Annotated in this window: 20 protein-coding genes, 1 tRNA gene and 2 pseudogenes; 11 read left to right on the forward strand and 12 right to left on the reverse strand. The window is 43.8% G+C overall.

The window, feature by feature from the left end:
- Window positions 1-84: 84 nt before the first annotated feature.
- The 5 genes from E5358_RS00960 to pnp all read right to left on the reverse strand — a co-directional run bounded on the left by E5358_RS00960 (window position 85) and on the right by pnp (window position 7,415).
- Window positions 85-846 (reverse strand): CPBP family intramembrane glutamic endopeptidase, encoded by a 762-nt coding sequence (locus E5358_RS00960; RefSeq protein ID WP_135938500.1) that lies wholly within the window; start codon window positions 844-846, stop codon window positions 85-87.
- Window positions 847-971: 125 nt separating this feature from the next.
- Complete coding sequence (locus E5358_RS00965) at window positions 972-1,514, reverse strand: FAD synthetase family protein (protein ID WP_135938501.1); 543 nt, start codon at window positions 1,512-1,514, stop codon at window positions 972-974.
- 95 nt (window positions 1,515-1,609) lie between these two features.
- Window positions 1,610-4,381 carry a calcium-translocating P-type ATPase, PMCA-type gene (locus tag E5358_RS00970; protein WP_338400484.1) on the reverse strand — a complete coding sequence of 924 codons (2,772 nt, stop codon included), beginning with the start codon at window positions 4,379-4,381 and terminating at the stop codon, window positions 1,610-1,612.
- Between the two features lie 21 nt (window positions 4,382-4,402).
- Complete coding sequence (locus tag E5358_RS00975; protein WP_135938503.1) at window positions 4,403-4,990, reverse strand: acyltransferase family protein; 588 nt, start codon at window positions 4,988-4,990, stop codon at window positions 4,403-4,405.
- Between the two features lie 88 nt (window positions 4,991-5,078).
- A complete protein-coding gene (pnp, locus tag E5358_RS00980; RefSeq protein ID WP_135938504.1) occupies window positions 5,079-7,415 on the reverse strand; it encodes a polyribonucleotide nucleotidyltransferase in 2,337 nt (778 codons plus the stop codon).
- A 348-nt stretch (window positions 7,416-7,763) separates the two neighbouring features.
- On the opposite strand from pnp, the gene E5358_RS00985 reads away from it, so the two are divergent.
- The 10 genes and pseudogenes from E5358_RS00985 (at window position 7,764) to E5358_RS01030 (ending at window position 16,590) form a co-directional block, all read left to right on the forward strand.
- Window positions 7,764-7,837: transfer RNA gene (locus E5358_RS00985), tRNA-Ile, on the forward strand.
- 610 nt (window positions 7,838-8,447) lie between these two features.
- Window positions 8,448-9,941 (forward strand): annotated as a pseudogene (locus E5358_RS00990) (tyrosine-type recombinase/integrase).
- A gap of 12 nt (window positions 9,942-9,953) precedes the next feature.
- A complete protein-coding gene (locus E5358_RS00995) occupies window positions 9,954-11,198 on the forward strand; it encodes a DUF6043 family protein (RefSeq protein WP_135938529.1) in 1,245 nt (414 codons plus the stop codon).
- Window positions 11,199-11,377: 179 nt separating this feature from the next.
- Window positions 11,378-11,695, forward strand: a complete 318-nt coding sequence (locus E5358_RS01000; RefSeq protein WP_054350184.1) for a DUF3853 family protein — start codon at window positions 11,378-11,380, stop codon at window positions 11,693-11,695.
- A 4-nt stretch (window positions 11,696-11,699) separates the two neighbouring features.
- Window positions 11,700-13,085 (forward strand): virulence-associated E family protein, encoded by a 1,386-nt coding sequence (locus tag E5358_RS01005; protein ID WP_168354553.1) that lies wholly within the window; start codon window positions 11,700-11,702, stop codon window positions 13,083-13,085.
- Window positions 13,086-13,228: 143 nt separating this feature from the next.
- A complete protein-coding gene (locus E5358_RS01010; protein ID WP_135938506.1) occupies window positions 13,229-13,576 on the forward strand; it encodes a hypothetical protein in 348 nt (115 codons plus the stop codon).
- A 50-nt stretch (window positions 13,577-13,626) separates the two neighbouring features.
- A complete protein-coding gene (locus tag E5358_RS01015) occupies window positions 13,627-14,223 on the forward strand; it encodes a hypothetical protein (RefSeq protein ID WP_135938507.1) in 597 nt (198 codons plus the stop codon).
- Between the two features lie 174 nt (window positions 14,224-14,397).
- A complete protein-coding gene (locus E5358_RS01020) occupies window positions 14,398-14,796 on the forward strand; it encodes a plasmid mobilization protein (RefSeq protein WP_135938508.1) in 399 nt (132 codons plus the stop codon).
- Window positions 14,797-14,811: 15 nt separating this feature from the next.
- Window positions 14,812-16,023, forward strand: coding sequence for a relaxase/mobilization nuclease domain-containing protein (locus E5358_RS01025; protein ID WP_135938509.1), 1,212 nt, complete (start codon window positions 14,812-14,814; stop codon window positions 16,021-16,023).
- 24 nt (window positions 16,024-16,047) lie between these two features.
- The gene (locus E5358_RS01030; RefSeq protein WP_135938510.1) at window positions 16,048-16,590 is read left to right on the forward strand and encodes a hypothetical protein; all 543 of its coding nucleotides are present in this window, start codon (window positions 16,048-16,050) and stop codon (window positions 16,588-16,590) included.
- Between the two features lie 81 nt (window positions 16,591-16,671).
- Here E5358_RS01030 and E5358_RS01035 read toward each other — a convergent pair whose 3' ends face one another.
- The 7 genes from E5358_RS01035 to E5358_RS01065 are packed head-to-tail and all read right to left on the reverse strand — an operon-like array spanning window position 16,672 to window position 25,288.
- Window positions 16,672-18,303 carry an RNA-binding domain-containing protein gene (locus E5358_RS01035; RefSeq protein WP_135938511.1) on the reverse strand — a complete coding sequence of 544 codons (1,632 nt, stop codon included), beginning with the start codon at window positions 18,301-18,303 and terminating at the stop codon, window positions 16,672-16,674.
- A gap of 54 nt (window positions 18,304-18,357) precedes the next feature.
- The gene (locus tag E5358_RS01040) at window positions 18,358-19,566 is read right to left on the reverse strand and encodes a DNA phosphorothioation-associated DGQHR protein 1 (protein ID WP_135938512.1); all 1,209 of its coding nucleotides are present in this window, start codon (window positions 19,564-19,566) and stop codon (window positions 18,358-18,360) included.
- 14 nt (window positions 19,567-19,580) lie between these two features.
- Entirely contained in the window at window positions 19,581-20,000 is a 420-nt protein-coding gene (locus tag E5358_RS01045) for a hypothetical protein (RefSeq protein ID WP_135938513.1), read from the reverse strand.
- 14 nt (window positions 20,001-20,014) lie between these two features.
- Complete coding sequence (locus E5358_RS01050) at window positions 20,015-21,595, reverse strand: DndE family protein (protein WP_135938514.1); 1,581 nt, start codon at window positions 21,593-21,595, stop codon at window positions 20,015-20,017.
- Window positions 21,585-23,699 (reverse strand): DNA sulfur modification protein DndD, encoded by a 2,115-nt coding sequence (gene dndD / locus E5358_RS01055; RefSeq protein WP_135938515.1) that lies wholly within the window; start codon window positions 23,697-23,699, stop codon window positions 21,585-21,587. Before dndD ends, E5358_RS01050 begins: the two co-directional genes overlap by 11 nt.
- Window positions 23,696-25,036 (reverse strand): DNA phosphorothioation system sulfurtransferase DndC, encoded by a 1,341-nt coding sequence (dndC, locus tag E5358_RS01060; RefSeq protein WP_004335930.1) that lies wholly within the window; start codon window positions 25,034-25,036, stop codon window positions 23,696-23,698. Before dndC ends, dndD begins: the two co-directional genes overlap by 4 nt.
- A gap of 39 nt (window positions 25,037-25,075) precedes the next feature.
- The gene (locus tag E5358_RS01065) at window positions 25,076-25,288 is read right to left on the reverse strand and encodes a helix-turn-helix transcriptional regulator (RefSeq protein ID WP_128824418.1); all 213 of its coding nucleotides are present in this window, start codon (window positions 25,286-25,288) and stop codon (window positions 25,076-25,078) included.
- Window positions 25,289-26,017: 729 nt separating this feature from the next.
- Between E5358_RS01065 and E5358_RS01070 the strand changes: the two are divergent.
- Window positions 26,018-26,292, forward strand: a pseudogene (locus E5358_RS01070) (IS982 family transposase); the annotation flags it as partial.

Below are 26,292 nucleotides of genomic sequence, written 5' to 3' on the forward strand. Positions count from 1 at the left end.
TGATACCATAATGCGGATTAAACTGTCCGTACCAAGGTATCAGCCGGTGCTGTTTTTATGCCATTTCATCGGCAAAAATGAGCATCAGTTTTCCTTCAAAACCCTATGCAGCTGCAGCAGGGCGGGGAAGAAAAGCAGGAGGGACAGCAGCACCGCCATAGAGAGACGGAGATAGGAATCGCCGAAGAATTCGATGATTTCCATGTCGTACGACTGCGGATAGATTGTCTGCAAACCAAAAGAAACACTGTTGTTCACCCAATGGACGATGATTCCCGGAATGATGCTTCCCGAGCGATGGCACAGCCAACCGATAAGCAGACCGACGATGAAGGCATGGGGCATCTGCGCCGGATTGCCGTGGACGGCGGCAAAAAGGACAGCCGTGAACATCAGACCGACCCACACCGACATGCCGCGTGAGCGGAAATAATCCACCGCCTCGCGCTGTATCGCGCCACGGAACACGACCTCCTCGCCTATCGGGGCAAGGATACCGATGGCGAGATAGCCCCATCCGTTGCTCATAATCATCTTGAACGCATCGGCGGCGATGTCCGTACGCCACGCCTCGGGTATGAGTTCCTCAAGGCTCTGCAAAGGGATTATCATGCCCAATGCAAGCATCACGCACCAGTAAGCCACCGTTACGGGCTTCCTGTGCATGAACTCCACAGAGACGGGACACCACCGTGCGAGAAAGAAAAGGGCAATGGCAAGGACATTGCTCACCACACTCGCTACGATAAGTTGCATGGCACCGTCCGCAATGACATTAATCGCGACATAGCCCACAGCAAGCTGCAGGAGGACGTAGGCGAGAAAATAAGTAAGGATTTTTTTCATTGTTGTGGATTTTTATTTGGGTTGCATCATGGTGTAACATGATGTATCATGATGTAAGATAGACAGCATGATGCGACATGATGTCACATGATGCAACATGATGCTGAATAATTATCACCGGAAAGTCACCTCATCAGGCTGTGGGCATCCTCTTCCCTGCCCTCCTTAATCAGCCCGCGGAGAAGCGAGGACGAGACAGGACGCCCCTCAAACAGTCCGCTCTGCTCGGGACGCGGACCTTCCACGACCTCGATGCCCAGCTCTTTGCCATAGCGGACATAAGTCTCGAAGGTCTCGGAGGCGTCGCGCCTGCCGAAGCGGTTGTCATAACCTATCATCAGAAGGCGCACACCAAGCTCGTCATGGAGCACACGCTCCATGAAATCCCGTGCCGGCATATTCATCATTTCCCGGTCGAAAGGGTATGCAATGACCTTGTCCACGCCCGTCGCACGCAACCGCCTCATCTTCTCATCGTAAGGCAGGAGCAGCTCCGGCGCACTTCCCGGGCGCACAAGTTCCATGGGATGGTTGCTGAAAGTGACGAGGAGTGTCTGCAAGCCCCTGTCCTCGGCAAACGCCTTCAGACGGGCAATGACATGGCGGTGGCCACGGTGCACACCGTCAAAGAACCCTATTGTCGCAGCGTATGGCATTTGTTTCCTCATTATAACATAACACACTGTTTTTCAAATGGTTAATCTCCACAAAACAAAAGGTTGGCTTTTGCATTGTGAAAGGTAACCTTTTACAATGTCAACCGTTACTTTTTGATAATCGAAGGGTTACCTTTCATCCTGCGATATGCCTCACCTGCCCAAAGCACCGGAGAGGTGACGGCTATGAGTATCAGCCAATCGGTCATAGAGAGCGGCACACAACGGAACATTGCGCCACCATACTGCACGATGAGCCACTGACCTGCGAGGATGCCGAGGAGCACGGACAAGAAGCCGCGTGCTGCCCACAGACGGCGGAAAGCACTCTGATTGGAACCTATGCAGCGGGCGTTGAAGAGGTTCCACCATTGGAGCATGACGAAGAATGTGAAGAAGCGGGTCAGCTCGCGAGGGTCTACGCCTGCATGGTTCGTGTCACCTCCGAAGAGGTCAAACCCATATTCGCAATAGAGAAGGTAGACGAACATCACGGCAAACATCATCAGTCCCGTGGTGATTATTCCTTTGATTATCTGCGCATTGAGGATAAAATCCGTCTGACGGCGCGGCTTGTCCTTCATCACCTCACGCGAAGGAGGAAGCGATGCGAGGGCGAGGGCGGCGAAAGTGTCCATGATGATGTTCACCCACAGTATCTGCGTCACCGTCAGCGGCATCTCCGTGCCTACGAGAGAGCCTGCGATGACAAGCAGCAGTGCCGCCACATTGACCACAAGCTGGAAGTAAAGGAAACGCTGGATGTTACGGTACAGCGAGCGTCCCCACATGACAGCGTTGGCAATGCTGCCGAAAGAGTCGTCGAGAAGGGTCATGTCAGATGCCTCCTTCGCCACGTTTGTACCCGAACCGAGCGACAGTCCGACATGCGCATGGTTGAGTGCCGGAGCGTCGTTGGTTCCGTCGCCTGTCACCGCAACCACCTGTCCCTGCTTCTGGAGCAGGTTGACAAGGCGCTGCTTGTCCTGAGGACGCGCACGGGACATGACGCAAAGACTCTTAGCCACCTTTGCCGCCTCGCCGTCAGAGAGGGCAGCAAACTCCGCACCGCTGATGCTCAGCCGCTCGTTTCCTACCGCTATGGACGGTGAACTGCCACGGACGGCATTACCGTCGGCGTCAAGAATACCTATCTGGCGTGCTATCTCGCACGCCGTGGCATCGACATCTCCGGTGACAATCTTCACCTCTATGCCTGCGCCATGACAACGGCTGACAGCCTCCGGGACATCCTTGCGCACAGGGTCGGAGATGCCCACCACCGCCTGCAGCCTGCCGTCGCGGGCAAGGGCAAGGGTGCGCATCGCCTTCTGCTGGTAGCCGAGGAGCGTCTTCCTTATCTCTGCGAGGGCTTCGGGAGTGATGATGCATTGTGCAAGGACTATCTCCGGAGCACCTTTCACGTAGGTATGTGTCGTTCCGTCGGCATTGCGGACGGTGGTAGACATCTGCTTTGTCTCCGTGGAGAACGGTTTCTGCTCCACAATCTCTGTCTCTTGGCGCAGCGCAAGGTAGTCCACGCCGTGCTCATTGAGCCACAGGAGGAGGGCGACCTCTGTAGGATTGCCGATACCCTTGGCACCGTCGAGATGAGCGGTGGTGTTGACGGATATGCCTTTGTATATCTCCTGCACCACACTGTCATCCATCTTTTCCTTGCCGGAGACAGGCACGGAGCATTCCTGCACCGTCATGCGGTTCTCGGTAAGTGTGCCGGTCTTGTCGGTGCAGATGACGGTCACCGCGCCCATTGTCTCACAGGCGTGGAGCGTGCGGACAAGGTTGTTGCTCTTTAGCATGCGCCGCATGTTCAGCGCGAGGGACAAGGTGACAGCCATAGGCAGGCCTTCGGGCACCGCCATGACGATGAGTGTGACGGCCATCATGAAGTATTTCAGCACGATATGTGCCATGGCGAGGTAGTCCGCACCGTCTGTGCCGATGGTCTGCCAAAGCGGATTGACAAGGATGTCGTGACCGAGGAAGAGCACGGCGGAGAGGATAGAGAGTGAGAAACCGAACTTGTTGATGAGTTTTCCGAGGCGGTCGAGCTGCAGGGTCAACGGAGTCTTCACGGCGGATTTCTCACTTGAAGAGCGTGCAACCTTGCCTATTTCGGTGGCATCGCCCACAGCGGTTACGACAAACCGCCCCCTGCCGTTCATCACCATTGTGGAACGCATGACGTAGTTGGCAGCGTAAGCCGCCTCGGTTGAGGGTTGTGGGTTGGAGGTTGTGGACTGTGGATTGGAGGTTTCAGCCACGCTTTTTGTGGCGATAGGCTCACCTGTGAGCATCGATTCGTCAATCTGGAGCGAGTTGCTGTCGGCAAGAACGCCGTCGGCAGGTATCTCGTCGCCTGTCTCGACAAGTACTGTGTCGCCCACAACTATGTCCTTGCGTGGGATGAGCATCACTTGTCCGTTACGTATGACCTTGACCTGCTGCTCCTCGTTCAACTGTGTGAGCACGTCGAATTTCCGTGCGGCATCCATTTCAAAGATAAAGCCCACGGTGGTGGCAAGGAAGATGGCAAAGAAGATGCCTATGGTCTCTATATACTCGTCCTCTATCACCGCCAGGATGAGTGACACGCAGGCGGCGACAAGGAGTATCTTTATTATCGGGTCTTTGTATTTTTCAAGATAGAGCACCCAAAGGGACTGCTTCTTTGGAGGTGTGAGGATGTTCCATCCATGCTCGCGGCGCGAGTCCGCAACCTCTTGGTCGGTAAGTCCTGAAATCATATTGTCAGTTGTCTGAATGACACCGGCACAGTTACCGGTGGTTTTGTTGTTTATAGCAAAAGTTGTGAATTCTCGAATGTTAATGTGCGACATCAATGTGCCGCAGGACATTGTTGCATCATGGCATGATTGTCACCGTGCGCACCCGACGAACCATTGTGCTTTAGGCAGATAGGACAGCAGGTGGACAGAAAGATAGCATGCCGCGTATGTCGCCATGGTTATTGCAGGGATGGCCCACCCGATTGGCAGGAGCGGCGACAGCAATGAGAACATCACGGGAAGCCAGATGAGATGTATGAGGTACATACCGTAGCTGTCGGTTGATATGCTTCTGACCAGCGGATAGCACTTGCCGGGCTGCCGCAGCGTGGTGAAGAGGATGAATGCTCCAAAGGTTGCTATGGCGCAGTTGACGGTGCAGAAGCACCATGCTATCTCCAAATCCACGATGTCCTGCACTGCTCCGGGAATGGCTTGCACGTAGAACGATGCGAGAGTGACGCTTGTGCCGAGGATAAGGCATACAAGTCCTATTGCCCTGCGCTTCGCCATGCTCCAGTCAAGGTGGTGGCGGATGTAGTGCCCGAGGACAAGATAGCCGGGATAGCATTGCAGAATGGCAGGAGGTTGTTTTTTGTCTGTGTTGGCTGCAATTGGTGGTGTTGCCAATATTGTCAGAACCAATGTCATTATTGTCAGTTCTGTCAATAATGTCAATACTGACTCAACATTTTTAAAACAATAATTCCCACCACTCCACTTGTTGCGGTGGAGCGGTGGGAATCTTTATCTATGGTTTTCCTTCTTAGAAGTCAAACTTGTCAAGCGCATCAGTGAAGTCCTTTGGAGTTTCCACTGCCGGCTGTGCAGGAGCTTCCCGGTCAGCCTCGCTGTTGTTGAATGAAGGACGCGGACGGCGCTCACCACGCTGTGGGCGGTCTCCGCGCTGTGGACGCTCGCGGCGTTCGCCACGCTCAGGACGCGGACGGCGCTCACGCTCGACGTATCCCTCAGGCTTTTCGATGAGCACACGGTGGGAGAGCTTGTACTTGCCGGTCTTCTGGTCGATGTCAATCAGCTTCACCTGGATGTGGTCGCCCTCCTTGATTCCTGCCTCTTCGACAGTCTCAAGGCGCTTCCAGTCTATCTCTGAGATGTGGAGCAGTCCGTCCTTGCCTGGCATAATCTCTACGAAGCAACCGTAAGGCATGATAGAACGCACTGTACCGTCGTACACCTCTCCAATCTCAGGAATGGCAACGATGGCCTTAATCTTTGCGAGTGCCGCATCGATAGAGTCCTTGTTAGGCGCACTAACCTGTACGTGACCTACGCCGTCAGCCTCATCGATGGTGATTGTTGTGTTGGTCTCTTCCTGCATCTGCTGGATAATCTTGCCGCCGGGACCTATCACAGCACCGATGAACTCCTTAGGAATATCGATGGAAACGATACGCGGAACCTGTGGCTTCATCTCTGCACGTGGCTCTGCAATTGTGTCTGTGATGCAGTTGAGGATATGCTCGCGACCAGCCTTTGCCTGTGCAAGAGCCTTCTCGAGAATCTCGTAAGAGAGTCCGTCGCACTTGATGTCCATCTGTGTGGCTGTCAGACCGTCCTTTGTACCTGTGGTCTTGAAGTCCATGTCGCCAAGGTGATCCTCATCACCGAGGATGTCAGAGAGCACTGCATACTTGTCCTCGCCAGGGTTCTTGATAAGTCCCATTGCGATGCCTGACACAGGCTTCTTCATCGGAACACCGGCATCCATCAGTGCGAGTGTGCCTGCGCAGACTGTAGCCATTGAAGAAGAGCCGTTTGACTCGAGTATCTGTGAAACGACACGCACTGTGTAAGGGAAATCAGAAGGTATCTGCCCCTTCAGTCCGCGCCATGCGAGATGACCGTGACCAATCTCGCGACGGCCTACGCCACGCTGTGGCTTTGCCTCGCCTGTACAGAAAGGAGGGAAGTTGTAGTGGAGGAGGAAGCGCATGTAGCTCTTGTCGAGAACGTTGTCAACGAGCTTCTCGTCCATCTTGTTGCCGAGGGTTACTGTTGTCAGTGACTGTGTCTCGCCACGTGTGAAGATAGATGAGCCGTGAGGCATTGGCAGCGGAGAAACCTCGCACCATATAGGGCGGATGTCCGTTGTCTTACGACCGTCGAGACGCACACCCTCGTCAAGGATGCAGCGGCGCATGGCATCTTTCTCGACATCGTGGTAGTACTTGTCAACGAGAGCGAACTTCTCTTCCATCTCGTCCTCTGTAAGCTCTGCATGAGCGGCAGCGTATGTCTCCTTGAATTCTTCCTTTATCTGTTCGAAAGCCTCAGCACGTGCGTGCTTCTCGAGAGCCTGCTTGACAACGTCATAAGCCTTCTGGTAGCAGTCTGTCTTCACCTGCTCCTTCAGTTCGTCGTCGTTGACCTCGTGACAGTACTCGCGCTTGACGTCTGTGCCAAGCTCCTTCATCAGCTCGTACTGCATCTCGCACATAGGCTTGATAGCCGCATGGGCAGCCTTGAGTGCGTTAAGGAGGTCTGCCTCCTGCACTTCTTTCATCTCACCCTCCACCATCATGATGTTGTCAGCTGTCGCACCGACCATGAGGTCCATGTCTGCCTCTGACATCTGGGCGAAGGTTGGGTTGATGACATACTCGCCGTTGATGCGCGCAACGCGCACCTCGGAGATAGGGAACTCAAACGGAATGTCTGAGCAAGCCAGTGCGCATGATGCCGCGAAACCCGCAAGTGCGTCCGGCTGGTCTACGCCGTCAGCGGAGAAGAGAATCACATTCACGAACACCTCGGCATGGTAGTCGCTTGGGAAAAGTGGACGGAGAGCGCGGTCGACAAGACGGCAAGTCAGAATCTCGTCGTCACTCGCCTTACCCTCACGCTTTGTGAAACCTCCCGGGAAACGACCCGCAGCAGCATACTGCTCACGGTATTCCACCTGAAGAGGCATGAAGTCTGTTCCGGGCACTGCATCCTTCGCAGCGCATACTGTGGCAAGGAGGACCGTGTTGCCCATACGGAGCGTACAGCTGCCGTCCGCCTGCTTTGCCAACTTTCCTGTCTCAATAGTGATCTGACGTCCGTCAGGCAATGAGACTGTCTTTGTAATTACGTTCATTTCTTTTGTAAAAAAACATCTAACGGGCATTACGCCCAAATAAAACATCTCGGAAAAACCTTGGGAAACAACACATGCCGAATCCACACCCGTGGCACCGCCGCATCGCTTCCTAAAGCAAGTCCTTTATAAAAATCCTTGCAAATTTACCTAAATTATGCCAAACAAACGAACCATAATGATGTTTTCCACCCATTATTATGTTTTTTTAAGGAAACATTTCTTGTATTTTCCAATTATTCTTACTACCTTTGCACCCGCAATCAGGCAGCAGCCATTCCATCCCACCCACTGTGACGATGTTTTTTACTGCACTGCTCAGATGCGTTTTACACGATGGCTTTCGTTGGACTTGTAGCTCAGTTGGTTAGAGCAACAGACTCATAATCTGGAGGTCCCTGGTTCAAGCCCAGGCTGGTCCACTTTCAAAATCAAGGAATTACGAATTTCGTAACTCCTTTTTTCTTACCCTTGCGTAAACAATGCGTAAACAAACTGTTTGAGTTGGCCGTGTTTAACACATAGAATTTCTATGATGCTCCATGTTATCCTGTAATACCTTTACTCGAAGTTTTGTTAGTGTGACGACACTTTACGATTAAATAAACTCAAATATACTCCATTTGTATATTGATTTACAGAATAATGTTGTAACTTTGCAAATGCAATGCATTTATGGCGAGCCATGACCAAGAGGTGCTCTTCCCTAATAAGGAAAAGTGGGTTTGTCTAACTTTCGTGGGAGGGTCATCCCATTCCGATGAATCGAAGCGTAGAGGGAGTATTAGTCGGAGAATACTCTATTTCAAACAATACGTGAGAGTTGCTTCAGGGGTTGAGACCGATTAGCAGAAGCCCGGTTACCAGTCAGCGACAGAAGACAACGAGATTGCACCGCTGCATATAACGACAATGTTTTTATCTGTCAAAGGATAGGGACTCAGTGGTTATATGCAGCGTTTTGTATATGTACGCCTCACATTGCAAAGCGGCTGTATTCAGAGGTTATGTTGAACATAAACAATGAATGCAATGGAAAAATTAACCAAGTCATTGTCTCTTTTCAAAGAGCGTGGTTGTACTGTATCACTTGCCCTTGATGTTCGAACCAACAGGAGAAAATCAAGTGAGTACCCTTTATCTGTGCGTTTTACATTAGAACGTAGAGCTTTTTATTATCCCGTTGGTGGGTCTTATACTGCAAAAGAGTTTTCGGACATTTGTAGTGCTGTAAAATGTAGGAGCGAGAATTACAAGTTGCAAAAGGAATGGAAGGACACGTTTATTCCCAAGTACAAGGAAATCTTGATGAATCTGAACAAGGGAGGCATCCTCACATACGAAATGGTACGTCGATGTATAATAGACGGTGAAGAAGCAACATCCATAGATGATAACGCTACTGTCTCTCAATCTTTTGTTGGCATTTGGGAGCAAGTCATCTATGACCTCCGAACAGAAGATGGCGGAGTACGCTTTACCACAGCCGAAAGTTACGAGTGTTCTCTCAAATCATTCAGAAAGATTCTTGGAGAGAATGCCATAAAAGGCTTTTGTATCAGTGCGGCAGAACTTCAGAAATGGAAGGGCGGAATGCACAATGGGGTAAAAGACGAGAATGGTGTGATTGTCGGGAAAATCAGCGACACTACCGCTGGCATCTATTTGCGTTGTTGCCGTGCTGTATGGAACAGGGGTGTGCATGAGGGCTACCTCAAAGATATTCCTTATCCCTTTTCTAACAAGAAAGAGAAAGGCTTGGTAAGCATTCCCAAGAGCGCAAAGCGCAAGCAGAGTTTCCTGAACGTAAACCAGATGACAGAGCTTTATAACCTTTTCGTTTCAAAGCAATAACCCGAACATTGGGCGGAAGATTATATGAAACGTGCCCATTATTCATTAGGGCTGTTCCTTGCGCAATACCTGTGTAATGGTTTCAACATGGCTGATGCCGGACGGCTGACTTACAACAGTTATTATTACCAGACAGAAGGTAAGGCGTTCCGCTTCAATCGCAAAAAGACTTCCCGAAGATGCCCCGATGGTTCCGAGGTGATAGTTCTTATCCCTCCCTTACAATATATCTTGGATGAGATTGCTGCGCCTCCGACTCGTGATGGCTTGGTGTTCCCCGACATATTAAAGGGAGCGGAGACAGAAGAACTGCGCCGCAAATACACGGTACAAGAAAACTCAAACGTGAAGGACCGAGTTATCAAGATTTGTCATGAGGCATTGAATTGGGACAAGTCTATCTGCCCGTCCGGGACATGGTGCCGACACTCATTTGCCACCAACTTACATAATGCCGGAGTGGATATGGATTATATTTCGGAGAGCATGGGACACGCTTCTTCAGACCATGCCATCACTCAAATCTACATTGAACATTATCCTCTCGATATACAAATGCAAAACAATTCAAAGTTGCTAAACTTGAAGAACACTTCTGAGAGAGATGCTTTGTTGGCGAAGCTGGCAAGCATGTCCACAGAAGAATTGCTCAAACTGTTCAGACAACCTTAATCCGTAATGCTGATGATAAACTTCATAGAAAGGATAAAATCCTACTCCCCCAAAAAGGAAACGGCTGATATGACTATGCGAGCATGGAAATCAGCCCATGAAGAAGTGTATGCCGATTTTTGTAAGCGCATGGATGCTGTGTCGAAAGGTGATGTGTCTGTCCTGATGGACATGTATCTGATGATGCAGAAATGCACACCTCCCGAAGCCTTGATGATGTATGACTGGCTTTCTAATTTGGCAAATGGTAAAGACGTACAAAATATAGCCAATCAACAATGGGCTGGCCAATATACCGAGACCATCGCCAGATGTATCACCAACAAGTGTTTGTGGATAGGCATCAATGTGAAAACAGGCACGGTAGAACTGCTTACTTCTCCGAAATCAGGGCTGCTGATGGTGCATTCTGAAACGCATATTGAAATCTGGAATCATCTGTCACAAGAGTTGAAATCCTATTTGTCTGAACAATTAGATAAGCTCATGAGAAACAGCAAAGGATGTTATCTGTTGAGTAAGCTGGAAAGGAAAATGGTTTACCAGTGCCTGATGTATATCTTTCAAATCATTTTCCTCTCTCATGCGGTATTCATTGGCGGATTCATGGCTAACCTGTATGACCGTGTAATGGAAAAGAAAGAGGATTTGGCTTATTGCATGTATTATTTCGTGGTATTTGACCACGGTCTTTCACGTATGGCCAAGTCACTCAACCGCCTGTTGAACTGTGAAGAGGTTGACCATGGCGATATGCTTCTTGTAAAGTCATGCGTTACCCTGCTTGTCAATAGAAGTATAGAGATGGGCGCAGAAACCAAAGCGGATTGGGAAAACACCGTTGAGAGGTGTAACCCGGAAATCTGGAAAGAAGTGATGTTCGCCTTACGCAAAGTAAAAGGCAGACGAGGCAATAGAAAGGTGATACAATCATTGGATGATATCCTTATGGGAAACAAGGAATGTATCAAGCAGGGCATCCACTTGTTTCTTGAAGAGAATACGGAAGATATAAGCCTTGCTTACTTGTTGAAATCATTGGTAAAGTCCGGCAAAATAAAAGCGTCCACAAGATACATGACATTCCACCGTGCCATAGAACAGTTCTTTCAACGGCATTATGGGCACGATATACCGCAAAAGCGATACGGGGAAATCAAGGAACTTACCTTGAACTCACCCCAAAGAGAAAGCAGTTACACCAAAGCAAAACGGATAATAGACCGATGGACGGACTATTTTGCCAATAACGGGTAGTTGGGAAATCCAGCTATCCGTATTTACTTTGCAAACAACTGTTGTAATACGGTCGGTTAAATTAAGGTATAAATAAACCGACCAACACACAGAGTTTCATACACTACCTTTGCTTGTGAAATCGGTTTCACAGAGTTGAACCGAGGCTTAAAGTATTTAATCATCAAACAAGTAAAGATATGGAAGAAAAACTCAATCTCAACCAATTACTCCAAAAGCCTATCGTCATGATGACGGGCGAAGAACTTTGCTTTCTCATCACCAAGAGCGTGGAAAACACAGAAACGGTTACTCCCCAAGTGGCATCCAAAGGCAACTACTATGGCATAGAGGGTATCGCCCGCGTGTTCGGATGCAGTGTACCCACGGCAAACCGCATTAAGAAAAGCGGTATCATAGATAAGGCTATCACACAGATAGGACGAAAAATCGTAGTGGATGCAGACCTTGCATTGGCTTTGGCAAAGGAATCTGGTGACATCCATATCAAAGAATAGCGGTATGGAAGAGAATTGGAAAAATAACCTGGCAACAGACAGTTACGGGAATCCGGTTCGTTCCATCAGTAATCTCCGGCTTATTTTCACACTGGATGAGAATCTTAGTCAGATAAGGTACGATACCTTCTGTCAGGACGATGTGTGTTTCTGCCCTTTGTTCCGCAATGTCAATGGTAACAAAATTGATGAAGAATCAGCAGGAAAGATACAGGACTATCTGGAAAGGACATACAGAATATGTCTTACGCAGAATAAGGTATTTGAGATACTGAAGACCACTTCTTCTGAACGGAGTTTCAATCCTGTACAGGAATTTATCACACAAAAGACATGGGACGGACAACCTCGCATAGCCACAACCATCATAGATTATCTTGGAGCCGAGGACAATCCGCTTGTCAGGGAACAGACAAAACTTTGGTTTGTGGCGGCTGTAACCAGAGTATTCAATCCAGGTTGTAAGTTTGACAACGTACTGACCTTGCCCGGTCCCCAAGGTATTGGTAAAAGCACCTTCTTCAAAGCCATCAGTGGGAGATGGTTCAACGATTCATTCTCTTTTGCCAGTGGTGACAAGGAGAAAGTTGAAACCATAACCAATGGCTGGATTATTGAAATCAGTGAGTTGAATGGTTTGAAACGGGCGAACGATGCAGAGGCAGCCAAGGCTTTTCTAAGCCGTTGCAGTGATTATATGCGTCCGGCTTATGGGCATAAGGTGGTGGAGTTCATGCGGCACAATGTCTTTGCAGCGACTACTAATGAAATGAACTTTCTGCAAGGAGACAATGGAAACCGCCGATGGTGGATTATCCCGGTCAAAGGCAACGGTCATGTGTCGGATTGGCTGGATAAACTACAGTGTTCCGTTCCTCAGCTTTGGGCAGAGGCATACGCCTATTATCGACAAGGAATGAAACTCTATTTGTCACCGGACATGGAGAATGAGGCCAACGAAGTGCAGATGCAACATTCTAACATTCTTGTTGATCCAATTATGGAGGACATAGAAATGTATCTGGAGCGTGAGATTCCCATTCAATATGCAAATTGGATGATTCCGACACGACTGGCTTATCAGAAAGGAGCATACTCAGAACCAAATTCCACAATGACCTCACTCAATATGGTTTGTGCCCGACAGATTATAGAGGAACTGCCCAATGATTTAGTCAGACGAAATTCGTCCAAATACACTTCGCAATACATCAATCGCCTGATGTCCATGATTCCAAATTGGAAACGGAGTGAACAGGAGAAGGTTAAGGGGCTGCATCCTGCCTATTGCGACAAGACAGGACGGACGAAATACCCATGGGTGAGAGTGGACGCTCCAAGTGAAGAGTCCTGCGCGACACTACCAAGTGAACAGGAATTGCCATTCTAATTTTAAAATAAGGGAAAAAGAAAGAACTAATGTTCTTATGTCCCCTTGTCCCTTTTGCCCTCAAAAAAGAATAAAAACAGGAAGTAAGCAAAATAGAAAGTTATTAAAAACGCTTGGGACACGGGACAATATAAACCAACAATATGAGGAAAGAAGAACTTATCAAACAGCTACAAGAACGTGACCCTTTGCTGGCAAATGCGGTCAGCCACATGGTTACGTATGTTCAAGACCGTTACCCTTCCACCTTTCCAAGTAAGGAGCAGACCGAAGCGGTGAACAATTACCTGCGAAGTGTCCATGCCGATGGAGACGGAAGTATATCAGAACGGAATTGTGAACATCGGCGTATTGCGTCACAGAACATTACCATTGCCGCCATCCATGTATTGGACGGCCAACAACTGGACAGGCTACAAAACGTACTTGACCACATCGCATACGACAAGGAATATTATATGCCGGAGAGAGGTTACGGTATGCACCGCTGATTTTCTCTTTTGGCTGCACCATTTATAAACCATCTCAAATTATACAGACGATGAAAACAGATTTGAACTATTGTATAGTGCTTTCGTCAGAGCAACTTGCGTATCTGGCAGGAAGCAAATACGGCATTGACCGTATGAAGATATTGCACCGACTTATTGAAGCGGCTGTGTTGAAAGGAACCGACTATGCCATAAAAGGTTTTTCCACGACCTTACAAGTGGGACAAGCCATCCTTTCGGAAGTGGATTTTTCCTGCAAGTTAGGCTATGACAAAAAGACCATATCCCGCGTACTTGACAAGATGAACCAGTTGGGAATTGTCGCATCCACACAGAGCAACCGAACAAGCGTTCACACGCTGAAATGTGTATCGGCATGGATGTTGGACGGCAACCGAATAGACAACCCTTTTTATGTCCGAATAAAAGACCGGCAAGAAGAAGGAGAGGATGATTGCAGGCAAACAGAAGCAATGAATGAGGAGTGTGTTTCCGATTCAGATTTTTCCTTCGCAGGCAAAATGCCTGTTATATCAAATGAGGGCGGACCGCTTTTCCCCTCTTCTTTCCCTACTGTTTCGGCTCCTCCACAGCCTACGGCAGGGGAAGAATCTAATGAGGATATTTCAGCAGATAGTCAAACGTAGTCATATTGGATATGGCAGTGGAGCCTATGTTTTTGTGTGGGGTCTTGCAAGAAGTTCCTATGTCGCACAAATTCGCTACGCTCATCCGTACTACATAGGCGTATTCCGCCAGTCGCAAGCTCCCACCGTGCTATCCCTTTTTAGATTGATGTCTCACCCATAACATAACAAAACATGAAGAAGAAAAATAATACCGACAACGAAGTTGATGATGAAAACGACAAGAAAGTTATCAGACGCACCCTGCGGCTTGAAGCCAGAGCTACGGAACAGGAATATGCAAAGGCGGCAGAACTTGCCAAAACCTGCGGTTTGTCCATGAGCAACTATGTGCGGCGTACCGCTTTGGGGCAACATCCCCGGCAACGGCTGTCTGAGCGTGAGGTAGAAGCCTTATGCAGTCTGACGGATGCAAGGGGCGACCTTATCCGTATTGCGGCAGCAGTAAAGTCCATTCAAGCAGACAGACGGGCAATGTATTTCAGCGATACTAGGTTTGTGGAACAATGGATGAGAGCTGCCACGCAACTAATCAACCGCTGGAACCAGATAGAGAATTACCTTACCGAATAAAAGCCCCCACTTGTTATGATAGCAAAAGCCAGTACCATACCGCATGGCGCAAATGCCATAAGATATTCCGTCAATAAAGACAGGGCGGATATAGTCAAAGCCAACTTGTTGCCCGATGATATTTCACCGGAAGCAATGTACGGTCGGATAATGCTCGTGCAGAAGATGTTTGCCGAGAAAATCAACAAGGGCAGGCCTCTTGGCAGGAACGTGATAAGAATTGAGATTTCCCCAGCCGAGGAAGAAAGCAGGAACTGGATGATGGATGATTGGGTACATTTAGCAAACGAGTTCATCCATGTGTTTGATTCCATAGACCTTTCCGAGAAGACCAAACGAGCATCCTCAAAGCAGACAAACCTCAAAGGTTCGCAGTACATCGTTGCCTTGCATCGTGATTCCAAAAGTGGCATTCTCCACCTGCATATTGATGCCAACCGTGTGGATATGAATGGAAAAATAAATGATAGCCATAAGATTGGTGAGAGGGCAGTCATGGCTGCGAATATCATCAACGAAAAACGAGGATGGGTACAGTCCAAAGAAATCGGCATACGGCACAGGCAGGAAATCTCAAACTGTTGTATGGAGATACTTCGTACGATGGACAAATTCAGTTGGCGACAATACAAAATGGAACTGACAAAACGAGGTTACAAAGTACACATACAAGAAAATGATAAGGGAAAAGTTTATGGTTATTCAGTCAAACGGGGTAACTCAAATTATAAATCATCCGTGTTGGGTATCGGGAGAAATCTGACTCCATCAAAGATAGAGGCTACTTGGGCAAAACTGCATCAGCAGGAAAGGAAATCCGAGCCAACAAATTCTATTCTCCAACAAACACGGACAGCCAACGTTGATTCTGTTGTACAACCCAAGATGGCTCCACAGCCTGCTATAAGGCACTATGATATAGCAACAGACGAATATCACAGCTACCATGTGGAGATACCCGAGGTTGCTGACAATATCATCAGGCAGGAATGTTCTTTGGTGGAAGCTCATCCGTTGGCTAAGATTGAAGAGATACAACACACGGCTCTTTTACTCTTTGCCGGGTATTTGGATGCTGCCACAAGCATGGCGGTTTCAAGTGGTGGTGGCGGCTCTGACACAGGTGACTGGGGAAGAGACAAGGACGAGGATGAACTTGAATGGGCACGCCGCTGTGCAAGAATGGCAAATACTATGTGCAAACGCAGAAAAGGACTTCACAGATAATTTACCTTCTATAAATATAAGAAAATGGGTATAGGAAAATCAAGGGGCACTTCACCTATAAATGTCAATGATATGCTGGAGAAAGTTGAAATCAACCAGCAAATTGAGTCAGAAAAACAAGAAATTGATAAACTTCTCATAGAAATAAGAGAAGCAAAAAAAACGTTGATAAAGTTCAATGAGGATTTGGAGAAAGCCATCGCTGCCGAATGTCACATTGAAGGTGCGCTCAAAGCAGCAGCTGGTAGTTGTGAGAATATTGTCAACGGCATCTGCAATGCCATTGTGAAAGCAGAACGAGACACTAAATTCAAAACAACTATCACTCCAGAACAACTTGCAAAGCTTAGGCAACTTATAAACTATTCTATAGAAAGTTGGGGTTCGGTATTGGCTAATCACCGCGCCGAACAATCGAAACTTATTACCGAGCATGAATCCAATATGCGCAAAATCCTCAGATGTAATGAGGGTGTTTGGTACTCAGATTTTTGGATGAAAGTCTTGGTGATATTCTTGCTCGTCTATACAGTGGGGGTGGGATTAATTGTATATTGCGCCACTTGAAGTATCACATATAATAGTCAAGGTTTGCGCTGTTTTTAACTTGCCAGCAAATTACCGGCAAGTTAAATTCTTGTTATGTAGTTATTTTTTGCGACGATATTTCTGATTTGGGTCGTTGGGTTTTTCGGGAATAGTACGTTCAAGAACACCGAGCTCTATTAAGGAAGTAATATACTTTTGCCGATTTTTAGATTGATTGGAAATTTTCAACCTATCCATAATCTCCTGCGCAGTCCTCGGTACGGAACAAAAGTTCCTAATATCCTCTTCTTTCTTTGTCAGTTTACGAGTAACCAAGTTTACGCGAGGTTGGTTACTTTTCTTGTCAGCTTGGTTACTTTTATGCTCATTAGCAGTCATAACTTGGTTACTTTCTGCTTGAACTTGGTTGTTTTTTTTATTAGCTTGGTTACTTTTACGCTCATTAGCAATCATAACTTGATTACTTTCTGCTTGAACTTGGTTACTTTCGCGAGGTATGGTAATAACAAACTCGTTGGCGGCATGAGTGATTTCTTTGTCTTCTACCCCATTTGAAAAAGCGGCATTTGGATTGTATTCAAGCGCACGGCGCACCCCACTTCCTGCTCCGGTATAGGGCAACAAGTAATTTGCATTCGTGAACAAAAACATATTTCGAGGCATTGATGTACCATTCTTAACATCCTCAATAGTTAATCCATTTGGCAAGGTTCCCGGACTGTGAATTTCTACACGATTGTCAAATATGAAAATACGAATCGGAGACTTAATATTCAGCGAGCGGTGTACAAGTGCATTAACGACATACTCGGTAAGACTTTCGTAAGGTATCTCCAGTTCACCTATAGAATTGAATTCCTTTTCAACCTGAACCTTACGCAGATTGCGAGTAAAGAAATTCATAATGGTACGGAATTGATGGAGCAAGTTACCCTCAATTTCCATATCATGCATTTTATCTCGGAATTGTGTACCACCAACAGAGTTACCGATATAGCTGATACATTTTGCTGTCATGACAGGTAGCCAACGTTGCGTATATTTGCCGAATAGCAGCATTGCCGCAACATTAATTTTGCCATCCGGACGGATGAAATGTAGATTTCTGAGCAATTTTTCGATGGTTGTTCCTTTTATAATGGTTTCGGCCATTGCATCAAGCGAATAATCTTTCATATTCAACTCGTCGATGTTTTTCCCTTTAAATACCGGTGCAAAACGGCTCATTAGATAAAGTTTGATAGTATCTGCATCCAAATCATCAATAGTAGCATTAGGTACAGCAGCCTCGTCAGGGGCAAAACTACCGCATTCACTCATCATCTCCGCAAGCTCTGAATTGTCGAACACCTTACGTTTGTCTGCACCATTCTTCACCCATATAATCCCCTTGTTGTCATGATATGGCTTGTTCTTACCTTCTGGAATTGTGGCGATAACAACTCCACCACCTTTCACTGGAACATTCTCCACTTCTATTAGTATATTGGGAATAACATTTTCTGATGCAATATTTGTCAGTAGATTTGTCACTTCCTGCAATTCTTGATATGACAGAGCATTGATTACCCCCGTCTTATCATTTATGCCTATGACAAGTTGTCCACCACGAGAATTGCAAAACGCCACTATCTCGCAACTTATGTCATATCGATCATTCGCACGCTCCTTAAACTGTAACTTTCCATCCTCTGCCAAGTCACGCATTTGTAGTAGTTCTTGCTCTGTCATATTCTTTGATAATAATTTTTGCTTATTATATGTTTCAGCTTTAACTCGGATACTTTATGGTTCCTGTAGAAATTTAATGTCAGACTCTATTAAATCTGCGTCTGTCAAAAAACCTAATTTATATTTTAGGATACGTCTAAGTTTCACTTTCCCTCCTCCTGACAAAGAAAAATAATCACTAGTATAATCAACGTCTGAAATTAATGAAATATATTTTTCAAATGAATCTTGAATGCCTTCATTCTCAATGATAGCTTTCAATATATCAAACAACACAGATATGCCTATTGTCTTAGTAATGACACTATCTGCTGACGCATTTTTCCATAGAATTTCATTCACTGCATCAAAATACCTAAATATAATTTCATATATTTCTTCGTCTTTGTTTTCTATATACAAGTTCCTTAATACAGAAGTATCTCGTTTGCCATTACTTTCCATTTTTCCCAAATCAGAACGAGTAGCAGTTCCAGACCACAAAGAACGTTTCATGGCAAGGAAATCTCTATCTTTCTGAGGATTAGAAGATATGAGGTGCATGGTGCCTTCTACCATAGCTGCCGTTGACAATAGCCATTTTGTTCTATCCGTAATTTCTTCTATTGACGAGAAAAGCGGGGCTAACTTTATCTTTTGATAAAGCGGAGAATCTTTTCTAAAATTAAATTTTCGAGTAAGATAAACAGCTAATTTTTCTGGCGACCAGGTATTTGAAGGTTTGTCTTCAACATCATATCCAAAAAGTTCTAAAGCCAAGCTTTTATCAACTCTTTTTTGATTACCGTTTATTGTAGCGAAAAGATATGCTTGATAAGGATTGGGTAAATCCAAAAATATGGAGCAGACTAATTCTATATCCTTAAATTGTTCTTCTGTATAAGAAAACGCATTAAGCCTATGTTGACCGTCAATTATTAGTGATGAAACTTCTGACGGAATTTTTATTTCAAAGCAATCAGAAATAGAAGTTGGATGTATACTCCATCTTTTAGACTGCTCTTCTATAATATTTCCTTCATTGTCAACGTTTGCGGCAACTAAAATAGAAGTAGGAAAGCACATCTCGGCAGATTTTATAAAATTCGCGATTGCCTTTAATCTCGGCAATTTAAGAGGTCTTTGATTTCCGACCAATTTCCCCTCTTTATTATAACGAGCAACAGAAGATGTTGAAATCTCAAGTAAATCTTTTGCTTTGATTTTTGCAATAAAGAAGTCTCCAAGAGGTTGGCTAACTCTTATTCCATATATTTTTTTCATACGATAATATAATTCTATATATCTCCTCCAAGTGGACTTGTCGGATTTTTGAAAATATTTCTATTTCTATTCTGATACCACCACAACCAGCAATATAAGAAATAAACAAGTATAGATATAATTAGAGCAGCAATCTCAGATCGTTTAAGAATACCAACTACTATAATTGATGCCAATAATGGTACAACTAACCATGCAATACCGTAAAAGTCATCGTTGTCATCTCTAGTTTCTGACTTGTTGTCTATCATTTCTAAGATTCTTTCTGCAGAAGCACATACAGAAGCAATAGCAATTGTAATTAATCCAATTGCCACGTCTTTACATCCTATATCCAGAAACAGAATAGACATCCATATACTGCTAGATCCACATATTAAGAAAAATAATATGAAGAACATCAATTTGCGCCTATGTGATTTTATCCAGTCCATAATTTTTTCTTATATTATTTTTCTTTCCAATACTGAACAACTTCAAACAAGTCGCCTTTTTGCAATTCTTTAATATTAGATACACATTGTCCGTTATCTAATTTTTCAAGATTTCGCAGAGTTCGAGATCCATCCTTTTCACTCAGACCTAAGAATTTGTTTATTGCTTTTGTATTATTAAGGTCGTTTATCGGTAAAAGGAATGCTGTTTCACATTCTTGCGAGAAATCGAAATTGCCTTGGTTATACTCCGATATGCCTTGAGAGAGAAGAACTATAGAGACTCCATATGACCGGATTTTTCTAAGTAAAACTTCCAAAATCTCCAAAGACTTTTTTTCTCGGAATAAATCGTGAGCTTCATCAATCATTAACACATAACGCATGCTTCGGTTACCATCAATGACTTCTGTGCCACCCATATTTGTGAACACATTAAAGATGTAGTTAATGATGAGGAAGATTGACGTGAATCGAACCGTACTATCCAGCTCACCTGATAGAGAAAAATAATAATTGTTATTTAGGAAGATACTTGGATCATTAACTCTTGACGCAAAGAGTTCATATTCACTAAGACGTTCCATAATTTCAGTAAGAGTGTCACGGTTATCGCCAACCGATTCAATTACCAAATCATAGATTTCCTTCAATGAAGGATGCTTACCGTCTTTATGTTGAATAAACGCTTCTTTGGTAGCATCTTTTAGTGTTTGTTGCTGCCTCTTGCCGATATTGGAGTATTTAGCAATAATGTCAACAAACTTATTTATACCTACCAGTTTGTTCTTTTCGTTAACATTGTCAATGAATGAAACGGGATTCAAAGGGAATGGTGTATGAGGCGCATTTATACATTCTGTATGAGTTTCTGTAAAAAAGTCACTCATTTTGTTTTTGTCATCCTCACTCAATCCCTTAAAATCAAGGAACAAGAAGTTGACTTGCCCTTGCGTCTGCTTATATAGTTGACGAAGAAACTCAAGTGCGAATTGAGTCTTACCGGAACCTGACTTTCCGGCAACAGCAATATGCTGATTATTGTAACGAGTGGAATCGTTGAAACAGCAATATATATTCTCACCTGTCGAAATATTATAGCCCACTTTTATTTGGATTGGTCCTGAAAAGGTAGTTTTTGTGATATGTTGATTTCGATTTTCAACACAATCAAATCTTTCAGGAGTATCCTCAATCAAATCAATTCCTTTTCTGAAGTATTCAGTTAAGAAATCGAAGAAAGTATATTGTGGATTGTTTTCAAACAGATAATTTATCTTTTCTAATCCATGGTCAATATGCAACTTTATATATTTGGGAATAAGCTCATCATTTTTAGTTATTCCATATGCCTGACAAATTAAGGCAATATAGAAATCTCTATACTGTCCATCAAACAGAATATGGTCTTTGTATTCTTTTCCTTGTGAATCGTAGGTAGAAAATTCCTGTTGGGTAAAGCGTTTTCCCGTAGACAAAGAATAGCCTAATGCAATACGAGCTATCACATTTTCTTTTGTACCCCCAGTAAGTTTTTTTGTTAATTGGGTTACAATGGCTTGATTTTCGCCAGATGTTTTGATGTTAATTTGCATATCCGCTATTGTTGTATTCTTCGAAAAGATTTTCTGGTTTCACTTCAACAAAGTGTGAACCATTCTTCTCATTATTTATTAAATAGGATTTATTCACAATCGGTTGAATATATTGATATTCTTCTTCCGTCAATTCTTTTTTAAGAAGGGGAAAGAGAATCACTTGTTTTGAAACATTTGGATAGAACTTCGTGAGTACATTCTTTGTATGTTGTGGGTCAAATTTCTGCATAGGACTATCTATGAAAACAGGAAAATCAATTTCTGTTTCATCAACCAAAGCACTTAACAGCGCAGACGCAAACATCTGGCGTTCACCCATGGAAAGAATGCTATTGTCAATTTTCTTGTCATCATATCCAAATAGGCAGATGTCAACATCATCGCCATTGCCATTGATGTCAACAATTACCTTTTTAACAAGATTGGTCTTGTGCAAATATGATTGAAGTTTTGTCTCTAATTTCTTCGCAAGAGCCTTTTTCTTTTCATCTTTGAAGCGAATAAGGAATTTTTGTATCGTATTAATCAGACGCGTAGCCTCATTGTCAACTGCGCGGTTCTGATCAGACACATTTATTTTTTTAGAGAGAATCTCCTTTTGCTTTTTGTGAGCAATCACTTGTTCTTGAAGTGATTCTATTTCACTTTGTCTTTTCCCGATCTCAATACCTATAGAATCTATCTGACGGTCGATATTCTCTTTTCGGGTTCTCAAATCTTGAACATAATCGCTCTCTGCCTTTTTCTCAGCCTCTCGAATGTTCTTTTCGATTGTGTATAATTCTGATTTAGCCTTGGTGTATTTGTTAATTAGATTTTCAAAAGAGGACTTACTATCTTTGATTTTCGCAATAATATGCGTAAATTCATCAATCTGTCCTTGGCTAAAGTCATGCAACGTACTGAAGTGCTCAAACTTACTTTCATCAGAAACATTGTAAAAATGCTTTTTGATGAGTTGTCTGATTTGAAGCTCGTAGAAGTCTCTAGTCTTTATATCTATTGAGAAATGAAGTTCCTTCTTTGCTTCTTCAATATCGCCAAGTATGACATCAGTTTTATCATTAACTCCTTCCAACTGAAGCTTGTTCTGCTTATACGCTTTTTCTGTTTCTAATTGGGTTGAAAGTTCAGCCATAATACCTCCAGCCAAGCCAAATGGAATAAGACTGTATAAATCTTTAAGACTGTCATCTGCTTCCCTTAACACTATGCCAAGTTCCTCCTTTCGATTATTCAATTTTTGCAATTCATCGGCTGACATCATATCGCCTTCACGAATCAATTTTGATTGAAGTTCGGCAGAATTATGACGTTTAAACACTCTGTCTTCTTCCAAATTAGATATTTCTTCGATCAATCTGCCAATTTCTCCTTCTTTAAAATCAATATCTGCGATTAGCCCATTAAACTCGCGCTTCTCTTGAGGTTTAGCAGATGATTTCCTATAATCATCCTGAATTCTAACCAACTCATTTTTGAGATCTTCGTATTTCTGTATGCCAAGAACTTGAGAATATGCAAGACTTAAATCTTTTCGTTGTTCTGGAGTATTTATTTGAGCAAATGAAACTATCTTTTCTGCATCAAAGAAAAAGAATTTTGCAATCTCTATTGGAAGTATGTAATCCCGAATAAATATTTCCTCTTCTTTTGCAATTTCCTCTTTTGATCCCGTGAACAAATCGTTCTTCCGGCCATCAATCAGAATTTCTAACTCGTCATCATAATTTGTTGCACTATCATAGGAACGAACAATTGTTATCTCGGTGCAAGGCGTATCAGGAATTTCTACGTCCGTAAATGTAACGGACACAGAGAACCGAGTTTCGCCTTCTTTCTGTGCAGCAAAGTTGAGACTATTACCAATGTATTTACTATAACCTCCTTTTTCGTCAATTTCTTTACGATATAGTTCATCAACCTTCCCCATGTTCTTACCATATAGGCACCAAACTAATGACATGAGAAAAGTTGTTTTGCCGAAACCATTATTACCACTGACGATAATCAGATTCCTATTCCCATCGGGAAAAAGTTCAATCTTATTCTTCCCTTTATAAATTCGGAAATTATTAAGTTCTATTTCGCGTATCGTCATGATTTCTTTTTATTTACAAATTCCTCTAAACGAGACTCAATTTCTGTTTTCAAGCCACGGCGTCGCTGCATGAGTGACTTGCTTTTCTGAAGCATAAGAAGTTGCTCTATCAATTCACCTTCTTCAAGGTTCTCTTGGCAAATTTCTTTCATCAAATCTGCTTCCAATTTGTTTTTTATCTTGCCCTCTTCCATATTTAATGAGGAATTATAGATTTTGTTATATATTTCTGATACTTGATGTGCAAAGTTAAAATCTCGATACCAATTCACTTGAATTGCAATCAATTCTTGATCTGTAATGAGTTTTATTTCAGGATTATATTGTTGCAATTCATGTTGAACATTTAACAGCCCTTCCAACATTTTCGCTCTATATGTGAAAGTGTAGGATCCCATATCGTTCACGGCTCTTCTTCCATCCCGTCGCAACGGGAACCGATTCTCAATGATATTCCGTTCTTGATCCAGTTTTAACCTAAAATCATAAAGCGGTTGCATCCATTCTCGCCCATTTTTTATAAGCGAACGCATGGACTTATCATCCTTTACAACAGTACAAGTCCAACAACCGAAACGACTTTGACCACAAGAGCCATGACTTTTGTCTGTTACAACGGTTGGACATTCGTAATCGTCCGCACTCGCATCAACATAAATGTTAAACAGGATTTTGTTATCAAATCCCCAAGGAGATGGAATGGTATTTATTATGTACCAGACTTCTTCTAACATCAATTCTTTGATTGGTGCATAGACATATGTATTTGTCAACAGAGTATGATTGGTAAGTCGCTTGCCATGAATTTCATGTTTCTTGATGGAACGAGCGCGAGTTGCACTTTCAGCCTTTCTTGTTCCTATTAAAATTATAGCTTCCCCACACTCGTCAACTTGTTCAATTATAAAACGAGCAGTAGGTTTAATTTTCATTTTCTCTGTACACCATCTAAATGCTGTGTTCGGGACAGGATAACCTTTCCCGATAACATTCACCCAAAATGAATCTTCCAATCGAGGCGTAGTCTTCCGGACAAAAATAGGCAAATCTTCTTCTCTCGCTTTTTTTTCTATCTGTTCAAGAACTTGATCAACATACGATGCAATTATAGGATTTTCAACCATTGTATCATTACATACTACATATATTGGTCTACGAAGTTGAAATGGCCCCGGTAGTTCTTTTAATTTTTCGAGCGCAATCCATACAAGCATTAATAATACTGTTGAATCTTTTCCTCCACTGAATCCTATAATCCATGGTCGGGTTGATTCATCAGCATACGCATACTGGTCAAGAATTTCATCTATTATATATTCAATACGTTTATTCCTCATTTCGGATTTTTATCATAAATCAGACATTTGATTTATAGGTTAAAAAGTTTTAAAGTCTTTATTCACTAAATCGGTCAATTCGACATCTAATAGGTGTGATATTTTAATTAGGGTTTCAATATCTGGCTGAGAACTATTTGTACACCATTTTGAAACGGTGGATGGGTTGACATTTAATTGCTCACACAACCACTTATTTGTTCTCTTCTTCTCCGCTAAAACAACTTTCAGACGATTTATATCTGTTTCCATTTTGACAAAATTTGTTATTTGCTCACAAAAATAGTGATTTCATTTCACTCGACAAAAGAAATGGATTAGTTTATGATAAAAATAACCAGAAATACTGATTTGAATCATTATAATAAACACAGTTGCTATAGAAGTTCTATTTATATGTTATCAATACACGTAGTGTCGGAGTTAGTGTCTAAGTTGGTGTTAGAGTTGATATTAAAAGTGTCAGAGTGTCCTTACTATCTATGTCTATAGTGCTAATACATTCTTGTCGCAAACCTCAAAAATAATTGCGACAACATCATGCCTTATGTCAATAGATGGTACTTGTATTTGTTAAATGGGCTTAGTACAGTCTTCGCTCCTGCTTGTTTTTGCGTAAACAATGCGTAAACAAACTATTTCAGTTAGGGGGATTTAGTGAATTTCATAGAGGATAGCGAATTTTGCAACTAACTGATATTCAACAAAGATTAATAAAAAGGACTATCACAGAATATCATCTTATCGTTCTCATAATCTGGAGGTCCCTGGTTCAAGCCCAGGCTGGTCCACACGACGAAAAAGCACTTACGGAATTCCGTAAGTGCTTTTTTGTTTATGCCATGTAAGAACCTAACACAACAGTTTGTCACATAGTTTTACGCGAGTTCGGGATAAGAAAGTCTCCGAAAAAGTTGGTAATCTCGCAAATATTTTGTATATTTGTAAGTGAAAATCAATAACATACTAAAAATACAAGCGATGATTACCACTTGCAAAGTTACGGAAATTTTCTGTATTATCGACGAGTTTTCCAAGAAATTGCACGCAGAACTTGAAAAAAACATGTATTTGCGCCTTTCTGACATGGACGGGCGCAAGCGCAGGAAGCGTGAATGCATGATGTCTGAGAGCGAGATAATGACAATCCTTGTATGCTGCCATTTCGGAACATTCGCCAATTTCAAGCACTACTACATGCTCTTCATCAAGGGGCATCTTGCCAAGGATTTCCCTTCCGCCGTATCCTACAACCG

The organism is Palleniella muris (assembly GCF_004792655.1).
Taxonomy (GTDB): domain Bacteria; phylum Bacteroidota; class Bacteroidia; order Bacteroidales; family Bacteroidaceae; genus Prevotella; species Prevotella muris_A.